Source organism: Idiomarina sp. A28L (genome assembly GCF_000218785.1).
GTDB lineage: Bacteria > Pseudomonadota > Gammaproteobacteria > Enterobacterales > Alteromonadaceae > Aliidiomarina.
In genome coordinates, this window is record NZ_AFPO01000020.1 from 67,245 (window position 1) to 83,478 (window position 16,234).

General features: G+C 45.4%; 18 protein-coding genes. 3 read left to right on the forward strand and 15 right to left on the reverse strand.

The window, feature by feature from the left end:
• Positions 1 to 177: 177 nt before the first annotated feature.
• The 5 genes from rplT to A28LD_RS07190 form a co-directional block, all read right to left on the reverse strand.
• Positions 178 to 537, reverse strand: coding sequence for a 50S ribosomal protein L20 (gene rplT / locus A28LD_RS07170; RefSeq protein ID WP_007420413.1), 360 nt, complete (start codon positions 535 to 537; stop codon positions 178 to 180).
• A gap of 14 nt (positions 538 to 551) precedes the next feature.
• On the reverse strand, positions 552 to 749 hold the full coding sequence (rpmI, locus tag A28LD_RS07175; RefSeq protein WP_040487138.1) for a 50S ribosomal protein L35: 198 nt from the start codon (positions 747 to 749) through the stop codon (positions 552 to 554).
• A 78-nt stretch (positions 750 to 827) separates the two neighbouring features.
• Positions 828 to 1,385 carry a translation initiation factor IF-3 gene (gene infC, locus A28LD_RS07180; RefSeq protein ID WP_083824792.1) on the reverse strand — a complete coding sequence of 186 codons (558 nt, stop codon included), beginning with the start codon at positions 1,383 to 1,385 and terminating at the stop codon, positions 828 to 830.
• Positions 1,386 to 1,391: 6 nt separating this feature from the next.
• Positions 1,392 to 3,308, reverse strand: a complete 1,917-nt coding sequence (gene thrS, locus A28LD_RS07185) for a threonine--tRNA ligase (protein WP_007420414.1) — start codon at positions 3,306 to 3,308, stop codon at positions 1,392 to 1,394.
• A gap of 191 nt (positions 3,309 to 3,499) precedes the next feature.
• Positions 3,500 to 4,405 carry a DMT family transporter gene (locus tag A28LD_RS07190; RefSeq protein WP_007420415.1) on the reverse strand — a complete coding sequence of 302 codons (906 nt, stop codon included), beginning with the start codon at positions 4,403 to 4,405 and terminating at the stop codon, positions 3,500 to 3,502.
• A 146-nt stretch (positions 4,406 to 4,551) separates the two neighbouring features.
• Between A28LD_RS07190 and A28LD_RS07195 the strand changes: the two genes are divergently transcribed.
• Positions 4,552 to 4,761, forward strand: coding sequence for a CPXCG motif-containing cysteine-rich protein (locus tag A28LD_RS07195; RefSeq protein ID WP_007420416.1), 210 nt, complete (start codon positions 4,552 to 4,554; stop codon positions 4,759 to 4,761).
• Between the two features lie 22 nt (positions 4,762 to 4,783).
• Here A28LD_RS07195 and A28LD_RS07200 read toward each other — a convergent pair whose 3' ends face one another.
• Entirely contained in the window at positions 4,784 to 5,404 is a 621-nt protein-coding gene (locus A28LD_RS07200; protein ID WP_007420417.1) for a riboflavin synthase, read from the reverse strand.
• Positions 5,405 to 5,460: 56 nt separating this feature from the next.
• Between A28LD_RS07200 and A28LD_RS07205 the strand changes: the two genes are divergently transcribed.
• Positions 5,461 to 6,540, forward strand: coding sequence for a DUF3080 family protein (locus A28LD_RS07205; protein WP_007420418.1), 1,080 nt, complete (start codon positions 5,461 to 5,463; stop codon positions 6,538 to 6,540).
• 21 nt (positions 6,541 to 6,561) lie between these two features.
• On the opposite strand, the gene A28LD_RS07210 is transcribed toward A28LD_RS07205, so the two are convergent.
• The 3 genes from A28LD_RS07210 to A28LD_RS07220 all read right to left on the reverse strand — a co-directional run bounded on the left by A28LD_RS07210 (position 6,562) and on the right by A28LD_RS07220 (position 8,772).
• Complete coding sequence (locus A28LD_RS07210) at positions 6,562 to 7,455, reverse strand: diacylglycerol/lipid kinase family protein (protein WP_007420419.1); 894 nt, start codon at positions 7,453 to 7,455, stop codon at positions 6,562 to 6,564.
• A gap of 98 nt (positions 7,456 to 7,553) precedes the next feature.
• Complete coding sequence (locus tag A28LD_RS07215) at positions 7,554 to 8,063, reverse strand: CC0125/CC1285 family lipoprotein (protein ID WP_007420420.1); 510 nt, start codon at positions 8,061 to 8,063, stop codon at positions 7,554 to 7,556.
• 139 nt (positions 8,064 to 8,202) lie between these two features.
• Positions 8,203 to 8,772: a M48 family metallopeptidase gene (locus A28LD_RS07220; protein WP_007420421.1), complete on the reverse strand. Its 570-nt coding sequence runs from the start codon at positions 8,770 to 8,772 to the stop codon at positions 8,203 to 8,205.
• A 218-nt stretch (positions 8,773 to 8,990) separates the two neighbouring features.
• On the opposite strand from A28LD_RS07220, the gene A28LD_RS07225 reads away from it, so the two are divergent.
• Entirely contained in the window at positions 8,991 to 9,923 is a 933-nt protein-coding gene (locus A28LD_RS07225; protein ID WP_007420422.1) for a radical SAM protein, read from the forward strand.
• Here A28LD_RS07225 and A28LD_RS07230 read toward each other — a convergent pair.
• Genes A28LD_RS07230 through A28LD_RS07255 form a run of 6 tightly spaced genes read right to left on the reverse strand, consistent with a single transcriptional unit; the run spans position 9,865 to position 16,058 of the window.
• Positions 9,865 to 10,599 (reverse strand): TIGR04282 family arsenosugar biosynthesis glycosyltransferase, encoded by a 735-nt coding sequence (locus A28LD_RS07230; protein ID WP_083824794.1) that lies wholly within the window; start codon positions 10,597 to 10,599, stop codon positions 9,865 to 9,867. The two genes, A28LD_RS07225 and A28LD_RS07230, sit on opposite strands and share 59 nt — an antisense overlap.
• Positions 10,590 to 11,219 (reverse strand): hypothetical protein, encoded by a 630-nt coding sequence (locus A28LD_RS07235; protein ID WP_007420424.1) that lies wholly within the window; start codon positions 11,217 to 11,219, stop codon positions 10,590 to 10,592. Before A28LD_RS07235 ends, A28LD_RS07230 begins: the two co-directional genes overlap by 10 nt.
• Positions 11,212 to 12,060 (reverse strand): MTAP family purine nucleoside phosphorylase, encoded by an 849-nt coding sequence (locus A28LD_RS07240; protein ID WP_007420425.1) that lies wholly within the window; start codon positions 12,058 to 12,060, stop codon positions 11,212 to 11,214. Before A28LD_RS07240 ends, A28LD_RS07235 begins: the two co-directional genes overlap by 8 nt.
• A gap of 21 nt (positions 12,061 to 12,081) precedes the next feature.
• Entirely contained in the window at positions 12,082 to 13,326 is a 1,245-nt protein-coding gene (locus A28LD_RS07245; protein ID WP_007420426.1) for an amino acid ABC transporter substrate-binding protein, read from the reverse strand.
• A 12-nt stretch (positions 13,327 to 13,338) separates the two neighbouring features.
• On the reverse strand, positions 13,339 to 14,706 hold the full coding sequence (locus tag A28LD_RS07250; protein WP_007420427.1) for a GTPase/DUF3482 domain-containing protein: 1,368 nt from the start codon (positions 14,704 to 14,706) through the stop codon (positions 13,339 to 13,341).
• Positions 14,706 to 16,058, reverse strand: a complete 1,353-nt coding sequence (locus A28LD_RS07255) for a DUF2868 domain-containing protein (RefSeq protein ID WP_007420428.1) — start codon at positions 16,056 to 16,058, stop codon at positions 14,706 to 14,708. Before A28LD_RS07255 ends, A28LD_RS07250 begins: the two co-directional genes overlap by 1 nt.
• Positions 16,059 to 16,234 lie beyond the last annotated feature (176 nt).

A 16,234-nucleotide genomic window follows, 5' to 3' on the forward strand; every position in this document is an offset into this window, starting at 1 on the left:
AATTTCAATACAGAATATGTTAATTAAACGTTACGGAACTAAGACTGACAGTTGCTGGGCTTTACGGGTATAGGGGAGATCCCCGATATAATCAGGTCGGCGTATCAGGGCTATAAAATACAGGCAACAAAAAGGGAGCCAATTGGCTCCCTTCTTTGCTAGCTAAAGAACGCCTGCTTACGCAGAAAGTCCTTCTTTCGCTTTCGCTACCAATGCAGAGAAACCTGCTTGATCGTGAACAGCGATATCAGCCAAAATCTTACGGTCGATCTCTACTGATGCTTTCTTCAAACCATTGATGAAACGGCTGTAAGAAAGGCCACCTTGACGTGCAGCAGCATTGATACGAACAATCCATAATTGACGGAAAGTACGTTTCTTGTTGCGACGGTCGCGGTATGCGTATTGACCGGCTTTAGTTACTGCTTGCTTCGCAACGCGGAATACGCGACTACGTGCACCATAGTAACCTTTGGCTTGCTTCATTATCTTCTTGTGACGCGCGCGCGCCATTACACCACGTTTTACTCGTGCCATGGGTCAGTCTCCTCTTATGCGAACGGTAACATGCGATCTACTAAAGCAACATCGCTCTTATGAACCATGCTCTTTGCACGCAGGTGACGCTTCCGCTTTGAGCTCTTCTTGGTCAAAATGTGACGCAAGTGAGACTGCTTGCACTTGTAACCGCCAGAAGCAGTTTTCTTAAAACGCTTCGAGGCGCTTTTTACACTTTTCATTTTAGGCATTGCATAAACTCCGCATTGGTTGCCATTCAAGATAACATGGTGAGGCAATCGGAATGATTACCTTCTTGTGTACCAGTGCTACTTGCTAGTTGTTGGGGCCAGAACCATAATCATTTGGCGCCCTTCAGCCCTACGAGGGAACGATTCAAGGCTTGAAACTTCTTCTAGATCGTTTTTAATACGCTCTAGCAATTCAATTCCAATCTCTTGATGCGCCATTTCTCGGCCACGGAAACGAATAGTAACTTTTGCTTTGTCACCACCCTCAAGAAAGCGACGCAGGTTGCGTAGTTTTACCTGGTAATCGCCTTCATCAGTTCCAGGCCGGAACTTAACTTCCTTAACCTGAATCTGTTTTTGCTTTTTCTTTTGCTCTTTCTGCTGCTTACTTTTTTCGTAGAGGAATTTTCCGTAATCCATCACACGACACACAGGCGGCTCAGCGTTAGGACTGATTTCCACCAAATCCATTCCCGCTTCTGCAGCAACTTCAAGAGCTTCGCTTAAACTAACTATCCCGCGCTGTTCACCTTCGCCGTCTTGTAAACGTACTTCAGGGGCTGTGATAGTTTCATTAATCCGAGTTTTATCGACCTTTTGGCCTTTTTTTCCGCCTTTAATTGTGTCTTCCTCCAAACAATTTTAAGAAATTACGCGCGAATTAACTTCACCGCGTATGCGAGACATGAAGTCGGCTACTGCTAGTTTGCCTAAATCTTCACCCCGCCGGGTTCGTACCGCTACTTGTCCATCTTCGACTTCGCGATCACCAACCACCAATAAATACGGCACGCGCTTAAGCGTATGCTCGCGGATTTTAAAGCCTATTTTCTCATTTCTCAAGTCGGCTTTTGCTCTAAAACCCTGTTTTTTCAATTCTGCTACTAAATTCTGGGCATATTCTGCCTGATTATCAGTAATATTCATTACCACAACCTGCATTGGTGAGAGCCAAAGCGGGAAGAAACCAGCATACTCTTCGATCAAAATACCCATGAAACGTTCTAACGAACCCAAAATCGCTCGGTGAATCATTACTGGTACGTGGCGTTCGTTATCTTCACCCACATAAGTAGCACCTAAACGATCAGGTAACGCAAAATCAAGCTGTATTGTACCACATTGCCACGCTCTTCCTAAGCAATCGTGTAAAGTAAATTCAATTTTCGGCCCATAGAAGGCACCTTCGCCCGGTAAATACTCAAATTCGATACCATGGCTCTTCAGCGCCTCTGCTAAAGCAGCCTCTGAACGATCCCATGTTGCATCGTCGCCTAACCGCTTTTCTGGGCGTGTAGAAAGCTTCACTACAATCTCATCGAAGCCGAAAGTTTTATAAGTTTCATAAACCATGCGGATACAACCTGCCACTTCTTCCTGCACTTGTTCGTGAGTACAGAAAATATGGGCATCATCTTGAGTAAAACCTCGAACGCGCATTAAGCCATGCAAAGCACCGCTTGGCTCGTTACGATGACAACACCCAAACTCGGCCATGCGCAACGGTAAATCACGGTAGGATTTCAAGCCTTGATTGAATATCTGTACGTGCCCCGGGCAATTCATTGGCTTAACCGCATACTCGCGGTTCTCTGATGAAGTGGTAAACATCAGCTCTGAGAATTTCTCCCAGTGGCCAGAACGCTCCCACAACACCCGATCCATCATCAACGGGCCCTTTACTTCTTGATAGGTGTATTCATTGAGTTTTTCACGAATATACTTTTCTAACTCTTGGAAAATGGTCCAGCCGTTGTGATGCCAGAACACCATTCCTGGCGCTTCTTCTTGCCAATGGAACAAATCTTGAGTTTTACCAATTTTACGGTGATCGCGCTTTTCTGCTTCTTCGAGGCGCTGTAGGTATGCTTTTAATTCTTTCTTATCTGCCCAAGCAGTACCATAAATGCGTTGCAGCATTTTATTATCGGAATTACCACGCCAGTATGCACCAGCTACTTTCATAATTTTAAAGTGCTGGCAAAACCGCATGTTGGGAACGTGTGGGCCACGGCACATATCAATATATTCATCATGATGATAAAGGCCTGGGCGGTCATCACGAGCTACATTTTCATCAAGAATTTCAACTTTATAACTTTCACCACGTTGTACAAAGGTTTCACGCGCTTCTTCCCAACTTACGCGTTTTTTAACAACATCGTAGCCAGTTTTCTGTAATTCTTGCATACGCTTCTCGAGCGCATCCAAATCCTCTTGAAGTAACGGCTTATCGATATCTACATCGTAGTAGAAACCATTATCAATCGTTGGCCCGATAGCCATTTTCGTATTTGGCCACAATTGTTTAATCGCATGGCCCAATAAATGCGCACAGGAATGGCGGATAATCTCAACACCATCATCATTTTTTGGGGTGATAATTTCCAGCGTGGAATCATTTTCCATCAGCTCGCAAGCATCAACAAGTTCGCCATTAATGCGGCCAGCAACCGTAGCCTTAGCTAAACCGGGGCCAATATCGTTTGCCACATCTAATACAGAAACTGGATGATCAAACTCGCGTTTGCTTCCATCGGGGAGAGTAATTACAGGCATGATTCTTCCTTTCTACAGTGGTGACACCTACCAAGTGCCACTTGTATGAGTGAATTCGATTTTGAATAACCGAGATATATAAAATACTACAAAAAATAGACGAGCAACTATAGCTAAATCGTTGCTAGCCCGCAACGCTTTCAACGCGCTTTTGCCGTGATGGCTTTGGATTTATCTTATTAGCCGTTTTACTAGCGAAGAAACAACAGCCCTATTCCTATCATGGCAACAAAGGTTCCTAACAACGCTCGGAAACTCACGGTGCGACCACGAAAGAGATTTAATCCAAGCATGAACAATGGCGCCGTAGATAACAAGGTTTGGGCAATGCCCGGTGTTACGTAGGCGATAGCTATTTGCTGCAACCAAATGGCCATGAATGTTCCTAAAATAATCGCGGTAAATAGAATTGATTTTCGTGTTTTCTGCACAGCACCCCATGTTTGCATCAACATACGCGGCTTCACTATCAATAAGGCTAGTGTTAACACCATAGTTCCAGCTGAGAGCCTTAACATTGCCGCTTGCAGTGCATTAACTTCAAAGTTTTGAAACGCATAGAATGCCATTACCAAGCCTATAGCTTGGCAAAGTGCTGCCGCAACCGCAAACAGCAAACCCGGCCTGCTCAACTTAATGCCAGCAACCGGTTGCCGCTCCGTAAGCACCAACAAAACCCCTACTATCACGATAACTGCAGCAAAAATTTCTACCCAACTCATTCGTTCACTAAGCACAAGCCAAGCAATAAGCGCTGCAAGCGGCGGTGCTAAATACTCAAATAAAATAGTATGTGCGGGGCCTAAACGCCGAAGCGCTGAGAAATAACAAGTATCGCCAATAGTAATACCGATAACACCACTCAACAGTAAAAGTAGAAAGGGAGTGCTGTGCCATTGCAAAAGCTGCATATCGGCAAACAGTAATAGGCCTAGAAACAGCAGCGGCGATGCTATTGCACCCTTCACGAGATTTAACTGTGCTGAACTTAAGTGGTGGCTGCTGCGGCTATACATCAATGTGGCTAAAGCCCAACAAAAAGCAGCCGTTAACGCAGCTAGCTGACCAAGAAATAAAGGGGTAATTAAACTATTCAAGGAGCGTGCCTACTATTTTAATAAAAAACATCTGTAATCACCGCGGTTTAGGATATCGGCAACACGCCTTAACAGCAAAAACATGGCCTGTTGCTATAGTTAACTTATGCAACAGTTAAGTTATGCAATACAAAAAGGTGCTTGGTATGAACACTAAAAAAATTCATGATACCAAATTGCAATGCCCTCATTGCGGGCATAACATTCATCTGGATGTTGATCTTTCAGAAGAACAACAAAGTTTTGATGATGAATGCCGTGCCTGTGGCGAGATTATATATCTGCATTTATACCGAAACGCAGCAGATGATCGGCTGCACTTACAAATCAGTTCGGGTGATGAACAATATTATTAACTGCTATAAGACAAATCGCAGATTATAACTTTTGCGCAAGCACCCGCTTCACTGTTTCAACAATGGTAATCGTTTGTTGATCGGCTTCAATATTGATTTTTTGCCCTTCCAGGGCTTCGCCAAGAATAGTTAGCGCTAATGTTTCCGGAATCAAGTGCAGCCAAAACCCACTTTCTTCTACCTCGCCTACCGTAAGGCTGGCACCATCGATGGCTACAAACCCTTTAGCTAGAATGTATTCTAGCCACTTCGGTTCAACCGATAGAAACATGCGGCAGTTATTTTCGCTATCAACCCGTTGCGCTAAAGTGGCGGTAGTATGAATATGCCCAGAAACAATGTGGCCACCTAATTCACTACCGAAGCTTAATGAGCGCTCAAAATTAACGTTACTACCCTGTTTCAATGCGCCTAAATTAGTGAGCCGTAATGTTTCATCAATGATATCAAAGCACACTAATGCTTCTGGCTCGCTTGCCGTAAAACTTACGACCGTGAGGCAGCATCCGTTAACGGCAATACTCGCGCCGGTTTCAATATTTTTTAGGTGCTTACTCGCAACCCTAAGTTCCAAGCGCCGAAATTGCCCTTGATCAGTGATCGTGTTAACCACTGCTTTCGTTTGAACTATACCCGTGAACATAAGTTTCCCGTGCTAATATTCTAGTAAATAAACATATTACCGAAGCGATAAAAACCATGAGTTATAAGCAGAGTTTACCGCAAAGGATCATTAAAAGCATTGGCATCATTACGCTTAGTGCCTTTCTAAGCGGCTGTTTTGGCAGCGATGTTAATAAGGTATTTGAAGATTATCAAAATCGAGTTCAGCGTTTGATTGCTGAGCCGGCAGTGGCACCAGAAATTCCACAGGTTCCGCGCCAACCGGGCGTAAGTGATGTGCGGCAAGAAATCCCAGAGGGCAGCATCGGTTTGTTCGAAAGCATGCGCTTGAATCAATGCCGCGCTGGCCAATTAATCGCTCAACGCAACAGTTCATTGGGCCGGGTTCAATCAGTACAAGCACGAGTTCTATATGAAATCGAAATGATACCAGCGTTGGCTGATTGCCTGCAAAATACCGATATTGCTGAATCTAACCTTGCTGAGGCGCTAACGCTCAGTTTAGAAGAAAAGATTAACAACCTTCCGCTGTGGATAGACCGTTTCTGGACAAGCGAACCAGCAATTCGAGATACCTTTCGACCCGGCCGCAACCTTCGTGCGGTTGATGCGCAGAGTAATTTGCAAAAATCGCTAGCAGCGTTGGATTATTTCTCTAACTTATTTGCCGGTATTCTCGCTGATCCAGAAAAAATTGCGCTCGATCAAAACGAATGGCAGCTGCATATGGAAGCTCTGGGAACAGGAAAATCTATTCCTGAGTTGTTGCGCACACAGCAGCATGTGGTGGGTTGGCTAAACGCACTGAATGAACAACTGGCCGCTGGAGCTAACGCATTAAGCTGTGTGAGTAACTCTGAAACAAGCAGTGGCCGCTCGTTCACGCCGCAAAATGCTGAATACATGCAGAATGTATTAAACGCTGTTTGGATAGAAAGATTACAGCCGGCACTTGCCCGTTGGGATAATGAATACCGCCAAGTAGCGAGCACTACGATAAACATACAATCGCAAGTGATCAGTTCAGATTGGAATGAGTATTTAACTGCACTATTGGGCGAAGAAAGCTTTGGGGTAAAAAGCCGGCAGCTTGCACGTGTTCATGCCGAGGAATGGCAAGCATTTCTTGCTGCATGCAACCTTGAAGTGCGTTAACACTGGCTAGATATGCGTGCACTAGCGGCGTAGCTGAATGCCTGCTGGAATAGTGCGAATAATCATCGGTGTTTTGCCTACATATTCACCATCAGCTTGCACTGGTAAATCAGGCGTTTGTATTTGCACCGCATGCAATTGCCCGCAATGAACCTTGGCATGATTCGCGTGCGTTCCCTTCATCACTTTATTTAAAATTCGAAAGCGTGTTAACCAGCCACATTTTTCAATGAAGCAATAGGCCAGCGTGCCATCATTCAAACTGGCATGGGGTGCGATATGCATTCCTGCCCCGAAAAACTGGTTGTTCGCCAGCGTTAACAAAAAACCAGGCCGCTGCGCTATTGCCATTACTTTTGTGTTGCTGCCAGCTAACGAAAAAGACCTCGCACGATAGCTACTAATAGCCCTTAATGCCGCCAATAAATAGCTTAGCTTTGGCCAAATTGATTTCTTGTTTCCCAAGCGCTGAACCAACTCGCCATCGAAACCAACACCGGCAACATTAATAAAATAGCGAGATCCTGCTTGGCCTACATCAATCGTTTTTGCGGGTGAATCGAGCGCTTGCTGCACCCATTCCTGAACTGCTTTATGCTGTTTTTCTGCAAACCAACCCCGGGCAAAATCATTTCCAGTGCCACAGGGTATATAACCGATAGGTAAACGATATCCAATTAGGGCATTCACTGCTTGATGCAGCGTACCATCCCCCCCTAGCACAATTGCCTCGGTGCAATCCGCAATACTCGCACTCACCCCATCAATCGTTTTTTGCACATCGGGAAAGGTTTCAAAGTGAACATAAGCAAAACCGCGAGCATCAAGCTCATGAATAAGCACATTAAGTAAAACCCTTCGGCGTTTATTCGCCAAAGGGTTGAGGAAAATTAATATCTTTCGGGTGCTTGCCACAGAATCTCTCCTAAACAGCTGAAACCTCAGCATATATCAGAGTGCTCTGCGATTCTAATAAAAGTAGATGAGCCCTATTGAAATCTGTGTGCTTTAGTTTATTCAACCGGTGGCTGCAAGTTCTCAAATAATTCAGCGGCGTTATACGCTTGATCACTTTCAGGGATTTCACCTCGCCCCATGCGAATTTCTAAGTTTACCGCCACTTCTTTGCGGCCATCACCCAATGTCATGCCTAAATGATAGCTGCTGCGAGAGCGAAAACCGTAGCCAAAGCCAAATCCAAAATTGTTGTTGGTTACGCGTTCCCGATCTACAAATGTTTCGCGGCTGGTAACTACAAACCACTCATATCCGTTCTCAAGAGTTAATTCACTGGCGCGAAGCATGGCATAGTCCATTGCTGCGCCTGTATCATCGCCACGGGCTTTAAAGTTTACGCGGTACTGATTTTCCGTTAGTTGCCGCTCCGAATAACCAAAACCACCGCGCTCGGCCGCGCGATAATCGGGTTGCCCAGCACACGCACTGAGTAAAAGCGCCATGGTGACAACAATTACTTTACCAAAATGCCCTTGCATTAAATTCTGCTTCATAAATATACGCATAGAATACCTCATAACTATTAAGCCAAAGCTACCTCTTGTTGCCAGTTGAAGCTTAGGATAAAAACGCTATAGCCAACTATCAGTGTAATGCAGATTTACGAAAAAGATGGGGTGAGAGGCGTAAAGAAGGTGAAAAATACTATAATCGAATACGCGCATTTGGGTTTAATCGTTGATGTTTTTCGCGCCAGTTCGGCATGAATTCATCCATAAACCTATAAAAGCGTGCATTGTGGCCTGCTTCGAGCAAATGCACTAACTCATGCACTAACACATATTCCAATAGATCTGGTTCTTTTGCCGCAAGCGCTAAACTTAACCATATTTTTTTTGTACGAATATTACAGCTGCCCCAGCGGGTTTTCATGTTTCGAATACCAAAGCTGCTCGCCTTAACCTGCATACGCGGCTCCCACAGCAACAATAATTCACTAATACGCTGCCGCATAGGCTCTCGCAGTGGCTCTAAATCTTTTTCCGGTTCTGATATTAAGAGCGCCTGTTCACTTATTCGCTGCTGATGTTGCCGAATCCATTCTTGCTTTTCAGCAATAAAACGCAAAACATCTTCAACTCGCGCGCGGTGTGGCGCAGAAACTTTAACCTCACCCGTAGGGGCTAAAACACGCAACCGAATATTTTTCATTCGTTTGCGGGTAAGGCTGAAATAAATTCCGGCGTGTGTATGCTCAGTGGTTGATAACGGCAAGTAACACCTATTTATGGTTTAGAAAGATATTCGTATAATTACAAAAGTGATCTCAAAACGAAAACCTATTGTAAGGGTTAGTTATACCTTGTTCCATTAGATTTGCCCTGACATACTAAAATCACCGAACCAATTACTGTATTGCACCATTCAATATTTGCCAATCGGCCTTGATGAGTATGCAAGATGAAAATGAATAAATCGGAGTTTTTCGCATTATGGAAGTAACTGAACGTCCGAAATTTAAAGATCCAAAGCTCACCGCTAAAGGAGAGCGGCGCGCCAGCGTTGAATTGAGAAACTTACACACCCTATGGTTCAATACAGGAACGCGCTGTAATTTAACCTGCGAAAATTGTTACATCGAATCATCACCCGAAAACGACCGTTTGGTGTATCTAGACGTATCGGATGTGGAGCCCTACCTCACCGAGATCAAACAAACGAATTTACCTACTAAAGAGATTGGTTTTACCGGTGGTGAGCCATTCCTTAACCCAAAAATGGCGGATATTTTAGAAGCCACGTTAGCGCAAGGATTTGAAGTTTTAGTGCTCACCAACGCAATGCGCTTCAAACCACGCCTGCAACAACGTTTATTGGCAATGAACAACGCTTTTCCAAACAAAATAACAATGCGAATTAGCATTGACCACCACTCACAAACGCTACACGAAGAAGAACGTGGAACCGGTTCTTGGCAGCCTATGATTGAGGGTATGCAATGGCTTGCCGAAAACAAGTTTCAAATTGATGTAGCTGGCCGCACACGCTGGGGTGATGATGAAAAAGAACTTCGTAAAGGCTACGAACAACTGTTCACAGAACTTGGAATCAACTTAAACGCTTGGGATCAACATCATTTAGTGCTGTTCCCAGAAATGGATGAAAAAGCGCCAGTACCAGAAATTACCACCGAATGTTGGGGCATTCTTGGCGTGAACCCCGATGCAATGATGTGTGCAAGCTCACGAATGGTTGTAAAACATAAAGGCGATAGCACTACCAGTGTTATGGCCTGCACCCTACTTGCCTACGATCAGCAATTTAATCTCGGCACAACCCTTGCCGAGGCTTCAGGCGCCGTTCCGCTTAATCATCCACACTGTGCAAAATTTTGTGTTCTTGGCGGGGGTTCTTGTAGTGCTTAAGCCATTCAAACATGGCTAATTGGCCGGGAACCCGCATGGTTTCCGGTACCTTTTCTAGTTCTTCTTGCATAACCAATAAATCAGCGGCCACATCAACATCCATTAGTGGTTTTAACGCCGCGGAATGGTTCGGTAACTTCGCCTGAAAAACCGAACGCGTTTTGCTCGTGCTCCAAGGTACATTTTGCCAAACCGAACGGGCAATATCTCTGCGGCCAGCAAATAGGTAATAACCACCATCGTGAGCTGGCCCAAAGGTAAACTCATGATCAACCAACGCCGATAAAACCGAAGAGAATTGCTGTTCACAAAGTTGCGGCGTATCCGCACCAATCAAGATAACTTGCGAAAATTGTTGGCGAAGTTCATTGTAAACTTGGCTTTGTCGTTCCCCTAAATCTCCTGGGCCCGTCCACAAGCGTTGTTGGTTCTGCCAAAGTGGGTTATTTAATTCAGCTTCTTCTGCTATCGCCCAAAATGGTTCAATACCTAAGCTTTTTTTTATTTGCGCAAGCTGTTGCTCAACCGCAGCAACACTCAAATGGTAAAATTCTGCCGCGGCTACGGCACCAATACCAACCGCTAACCGTGTTTTCAACGGAGATACACCAGGCGTTTTCACGAAAACGGCTACGGCGGTTGTATTCTCTTTATCTGGCTTCACTGTTACTGCCACCTATTTTTCAACGTTAATTTCCAATAAATCCATTGATAGCGAAGGGTTAATCGCAGCCAGCCCTGCTGCTGATACTTGCGCGCGCTTGAACTTAGCGTACTTGTGATGCGATATATTTTCACACCATTAGTTTTCGCTGCTTGCACCAACAATAGATCTTCGGCGTATTCTACATTTTCTGGATATCCACCAAGCTTCTCCCATAAACTACGTTGCATACAGAAGCCTTGATCACCGTAGGGTGCTCGAAATAATACTGAACGAAGATTGGCACCCAGCGCATTTAAGCGTGCTAAACCACCCTCGCGAAACACGAGGTTAAAATAAAAGATAGTTGCAGGTGATGGATTTTTGTTGAGTGCCTGCATCAACGCCTTCACGTTCTCAGCTGTAATTCGAGAATCAGCATGCAGAAACCAAATGTAGCCATCGGCGCTATTCTCAGCACCCTGATTCAGGCTTTTTGCTCGGCTTCCAGCCGAAACCACACTTACGCTCAGCTTTACCGACTGTTTTACAAACTCTGGTTGTAAATGTTCGATATCACCAAGCAGTTGTGTATGTTGAGTTTCATCCGGAGCTACCGGAATCACTATGCTAAGCTTAACGTTATCAGCCACGCAACACGCTCAGCCATTCACGCTGTTCAGCCGAGAGCGCTTCATCAGGTGTCATTACCGCCATAGCTAAAGCATTTTTTGCTAGCGGAGAGCGAGCTTGCAATGGCGCTTTTAGCAAGGCTTCAATAACTTTTAAGCCCTGCTGTAATGTTGCCGCATAAGTTTCCAGGAACTTCTCTACACTTACGTGTTGCTCAGGGTCTTCTAACCAACAATCGTAATCAGTAACTAAACACAGTGTGCAATACGCCAACTGTGCTTCTCGGGCTAAAAACACTTCTGGAACATTAGTCATGCCCACTAAATCGCAACCCGCCGCATTCCGTAAAAAGAAGCTTTCCGCCTGAGTTCCTAATCTAGGGCCTTCAACACAACCATAAGTTTGCCCGGTGTGTAACGCTACACCGGCGTTATTTGCTGCATTTTGCAAATCGCTCACTAGGTTTGGGCATACTGGTTCGGCGGTGCTCACGTGTGCGGCTATACCATTACCGAAAAATGAACGTTCACGCAGCCCGCGGGTATGATCAAAATACTGTTTGGGTACCACTAAAGCGCCCGGCGGTAATTCCATGCGCAAACTACCCACCGCAGAAACCCCAAGTACATGAGATGCACCAAGTTTTTTTAACGCAAAAATATTCGCTCGATAATTCACTTCGTGGGGCAAGCGAGCATGGCCAGCGCCATGCCGAGAGAGGAATAGAATTCTTTGCCCGTGCAGCTTTCCTTCAACAACTGGTGCAGAAGGGTTGCCAAAAGGGGTTTCTATATCATGCTCTTGAATAAGCTCTAATCCCTGAAGGGAATACAACCCAGAACCACCAATAATTGCCAGCATGTAATTTCCTTTAAATTTTATTTATTCAGAATCGGTTTCAGTTGCAAGCTTTAGTTCAGCAGTTGCAAGCACTTGTGGCCAAACCACTACTTTTTCACCATTTTGCCATTGCACAAACACGCCCTGATTAGCTACCTGATACCCACGGTTATCAACCTTAAAACGGCTAAACACTGTGGTATAGTCCATTTCCAAAAGCTCCTGTCTTAACGCATCGGTGTGTAAACTCCCCGCCCGACGCGCCGCTTCAACTAATAATTGGCAACTGCCGTAACCCCCTGCAGCGTGAAAACTAGGCTGCATTTGAAACCGCTCTACATAATCCGCAACAAACTCAGTAACACCCGGGTTTGGTAAGCTTGCTTCCCAAGCAGAAAGCCCTAAATCACCTTCTGCGGCAGCTCCCAACGCCTCTTGATACTGGCTTACAGCACCCGAATTACCAAACATTTGCACTTCAATACCCATGGTATTGAGTTGTTGCCGCACTTTTACAAAATCATCAAGCGCCGAGGCCGCCATGGCTAGTATCTCTATGTTTTCATCGCCTAACTGTTGCAAAAAATCACTAAAATCTCCAGTGCCGCTGGTGTAAGTATGATTTAGCAACACCTGCATGCCACGTTGCTCAGCCAGGGCTACAGCGCCTCTGCCAGCTGCTCGGGGAAAGAGAGAATCTTCTTGCAGCACAGCTACCCGCGTAAACCCTTGTTTATCGGCTAAATCAATTAAGCCCGCTAAAAACAGTTCGGCTGGCGGTAGCACCATAAATAGATGATGGCGCCCCTGCTCCCAAATGGAACTTGTTGCCGCTAAAGGGGATATATGTACCATGCGGTGTTTTTCAGTAATGGGGGCAACCGCTTCAGTAAGTGTTGAGCCATAAGGCCCCATAATGGCGTCAACATTTTCATCAACAATCAACTGGGAATATAGCTCGTGCGCGCGTTCGGTATTTGATTCATCATTATGAATGATAAATTCTATATTCCTTCCCAATACTCCACCGGCCGCATTCACATGTTCGGCACAAAGCAAATAGCCATTTTTCGCAGCAACACCTTGCGTAGCATACGCGCCCGTTTCCGACATCGTAGCGCCGATACGAATAGGCGAATTATTATCGCCAGCGCAGCCCGCAAGTGCGAACACAATCGCTGCGCTGAGTGCAACTCGAAGCACTCTCGATTTACCAGAGCTCTTTTCCAAACACTCTAGATCTATCCCATGCAATTTCGTTTGTTCTTGTTTTAATTGAAATTCCATTTGATTATCCTCTTAAAGAATTAAACGAACACACTCATCGCGTTCATGACCTTCTACAAATGTAGCCTTATTGATCGACGACCACTGCGGGTGTTCACGAGCTAAACGAAAGAATTGTTTGAACTTCACTGGATCTTGAAACTTCTGCTCGCTATCGAGAATATTCAACGGTTCTATCGCTGCATGCCCCCGTTTGTTCAACGCCAGAATGAGCTTCTGCTGGCGCGCCGCCAACAGCCGAATAACGGCTTCATCAACATGCACATCATAGTAACCTTGCACTTTGTGCTTAAGGTTACGGCCATATTTCTGCCACGTTTGCCAAGCACCGCCAGCTACCGCACCCATTACCGTACCGGCACCGAGTGTCATACCACCAAACAACAAATCGACACTCGCCCCCGCTGCACCACCTGCAGCCACGCCTTTACCCGCTTTCACGCCGAATGCTTTAAAAGTTTCACTAGAAAATAAATCTGTTTGCCATTGCCCTGCTCGTACTGAAATTTCAGGTAAATTAACCGCATCGTTGGTAAAGCTATAAACATTTAACAGATCCCGTAAGCAAGCTTGCTCCCTTGCAGAAACGGTTTTTTGCATGGCTTGAGTAATCTTTTCGTGTTCACTTTTATCCGTTACCGTAACGGCATAAGCGGTTACATCAAGCAGCAATTCAGCAACAATGCGCTTCGCCGCTTGCTCCTTGTGAACAGCCCGTTGCGAACGATCAGTTAAAAGATTACGAAGAAGTTCACGAGCTTTTGGTAGTAACGTGCTCAAGTGCTCAAACAGCTCTACCTCGCCTTGTTCCGGAATACTTACCGTATCGAATTCCACCCAGCCATGTAAATTAACCTTGGCGAGGGCGTCCATCCATGCTTGCGAATTAGCCTCCGCAGAAGCGGTAAAATTCAACACTGGCAAAATAGGTTTGCCGCATCGCCTTAAAATATCGAGTTCATCTTGGTGTTTTGGCAAAACCGGATCGCGGGCATCAATTAAATAGATAGCCGCATCGGATAGCAGCAGTTGCCGCAGCACTTTAGCTTCTTGTTCAAAATCGCTATGCGCCAAGTCTGAAAGCAAAAACTGCTGTATTTGAGCTGGGCCATCATGCCTTAATTTCGGGTCTTGCAATTCATTAAGCACCGCAAACAGGCTTAAGCCATCTTCTAAACCTGGCGTATCGTAAAGTGCAACCGAAGGTTCACCGGCAACCAATAAATGTGCGGCAACTACTTCGCGGGTAGTGCTAGGCCGCGAAGAAACCTCGCCAAACGCTGTATCTTGCAACAATGTGCGCAACAAAGAGGTTTTACCGGTATTAGTGTGCCCAACAACCGCCAGCCGCAATGGGTTATCTCTATTGTAATATGCCATTACTGAGTGCCTATATCGTTACTACTACCAGAATTGCCTTGCGCCCAGCGCACCGCTTCTTCATCTATGGAAAACAGCAAAACATCGATTTCGGCTAAGGCTTCGCTCCAGTGCTCGTAATATGCACCATGATCAACCAGCCACGCACCCAAGCTACCGCACTGTTGTTGCAGGCTTTGCAGAAAGCGCAGACTGCCACGATCGGGCGATAGTTTGCTATTAATACGCACCAGAATTCGTGCTGGAGGCTTACTTTGAATTTGCTTTATTAGTGTTGAGCGCTCGGCTAAGCTGGCGATAACCCCTGCCGAGTTCAACCATAACAAATGATTCCAATCAGGTTCTAGTTCGTACTCTAAGCTAAACACCAACTCACCACTACCAGTTGCCAATGGCTTCCCAGCCCGCAACGAGTTTGCTTTATGAATATCTGCATCCACTACTGTAGCCGATGTGCTCACCGGCGTTAGGCGATTCAGCAGATGACTAATTCCGGGTTGAGTTAAATCAAGTTTCAGGTTGCGCTTTGCCAGCATAAGCCACCCAAAACAAATAAGGGCGGCTAGCAATCGGGGTAATATTCCATAACAAAACAGCACCGCTAGAATCCACTTACTTACAATGGCGTTGTTCGTAAAATCATCATTACTTAACAACTGTTCAATCGTTGGCACTGATATACCGAATTTGGCCGGTAACCAGCCAATTATTTCGCTCATACGGGTTATTTCAGCATTAGATAGCACAGTGGTTGCCCAACGAAAACTATATTCATTGAAAAGAAACTGGGTGTAGAGCGTAAGCATAGCGAGCAGTAATAATAGTATCCAAAAGCAGTGTGTTATCACCGACATTGCTGGCTTCATCAACCCGTGGCGGGCGGCTACGGTAGTAGCGGCAAAGAATACAGAGATACCAAATTTTTTCCGCCGCAATGAGGTAATAAGCTCAAATAACTTCCCTCCTATTCCGCCGCCATTACCTGAGCCGAGCGTAAAGATCAGCCAGATTACGAAACTAATACCATGAAGGCCGAGCAAGATCATAAAGATCCAAGCAATACTAAGTGGTTCGTTCGTGCTTACCAAAACACTGCGGCCCAAACCCCAACCGGCAATAACCGCAATAATCGCGAGGCTAGAAAATGCCAGTAAGCGAATAGTTATCCAATCTCTGATTGCTTGCAAATAGCCCAAGGATTCAGCAAGTAAAGTGGCGCGAGTAATTACCCGCTTTTCCGGCGTATTTTCAACCCGAGCTTGGGCAAGCACATGTTGGTCGGTTAGCGGGCCATTTTGCAGTTCATGATTACGCACCACTTCGGTAACTACAAACGCTTCAAATTTATTCACTTTTCACCCTTAAAAGCAATTACAGCCTATTTTTTGATGTTAACAGCAATGGCTTTAATTGACACCCAAAGAAAACCTATCTAGAATTAGTGACCGACCAGTCCGTCCGGTTATTTTTTAAGCATAGTTTACGATTAGTTTAGTTATACAGCCTATAGTTTAGGCTCGTTCCTCTA

Bases quoted from the DNA above. Each gene is read 5' to 3' on its own strand.
- rplT (WP_007420413.1), bottom strand. From the start codon at position 537: ATGGCACGAGTAAAACGTGGTGTAATGGCGCGCGCGCGTCACAAGAAG.
- rpmI (WP_040487138.1), bottom strand. From the start codon at position 749: ATGCCTAAAATGAAAAGTGTAAAAAGCGCCTCGAAGCGTTTTAAGAAA.
- thrS (WP_007420414.1), bottom strand. From the start codon at position 3,308: ATGCCTGTAATTACTCTCCCCGATGGAAGCAAACGCGAGTTTGATCAT.
- A28LD_RS07195 (WP_007420416.1), top strand. From the start codon at position 4,552: ATGAACACTAAAAAAATTCATGATACCAAATTGCAATGCCCTCATTGC.
- A28LD_RS07200 (WP_007420417.1), bottom strand. From the start codon at position 5,404: ATGTTCACGGGTATAGTTCAAACGAAAGCAGTGGTTAACACGATCACT.
- A28LD_RS07205 (WP_007420418.1), top strand. From the start codon at position 5,461: ATGAGTTATAAGCAGAGTTTACCGCAAAGGATCATTAAAAGCATTGGC.
- A28LD_RS07215 (WP_007420420.1), bottom strand. From the start codon at position 8,063: ATGCGTATATTTATGAAGCAGAATTTAATGCAAGGGCATTTTGGTAAA.
- A28LD_RS07225 (WP_007420422.1), top strand. From the start codon at position 8,991: ATGGAAGTAACTGAACGTCCGAAATTTAAAGATCCAAAGCTCACCGCT.
- A28LD_RS07240 (WP_007420425.1), bottom strand. From the start codon at position 12,060: ATGCTGGCAATTATTGGTGGTTCTGGGTTGTATTCCCTTCAGGGATTA.
- A28LD_RS07245 (WP_007420426.1), bottom strand. From the start codon at position 13,326: ATGGAATTTCAATTAAAACAAGAACAAACGAAATTGCATGGGATAGAT.
- A28LD_RS07250 (WP_007420427.1), bottom strand. From the start codon at position 14,706: ATGGCATATTACAATAGAGATAACCCATTGCGGCTGGCGGTTGTTGGG.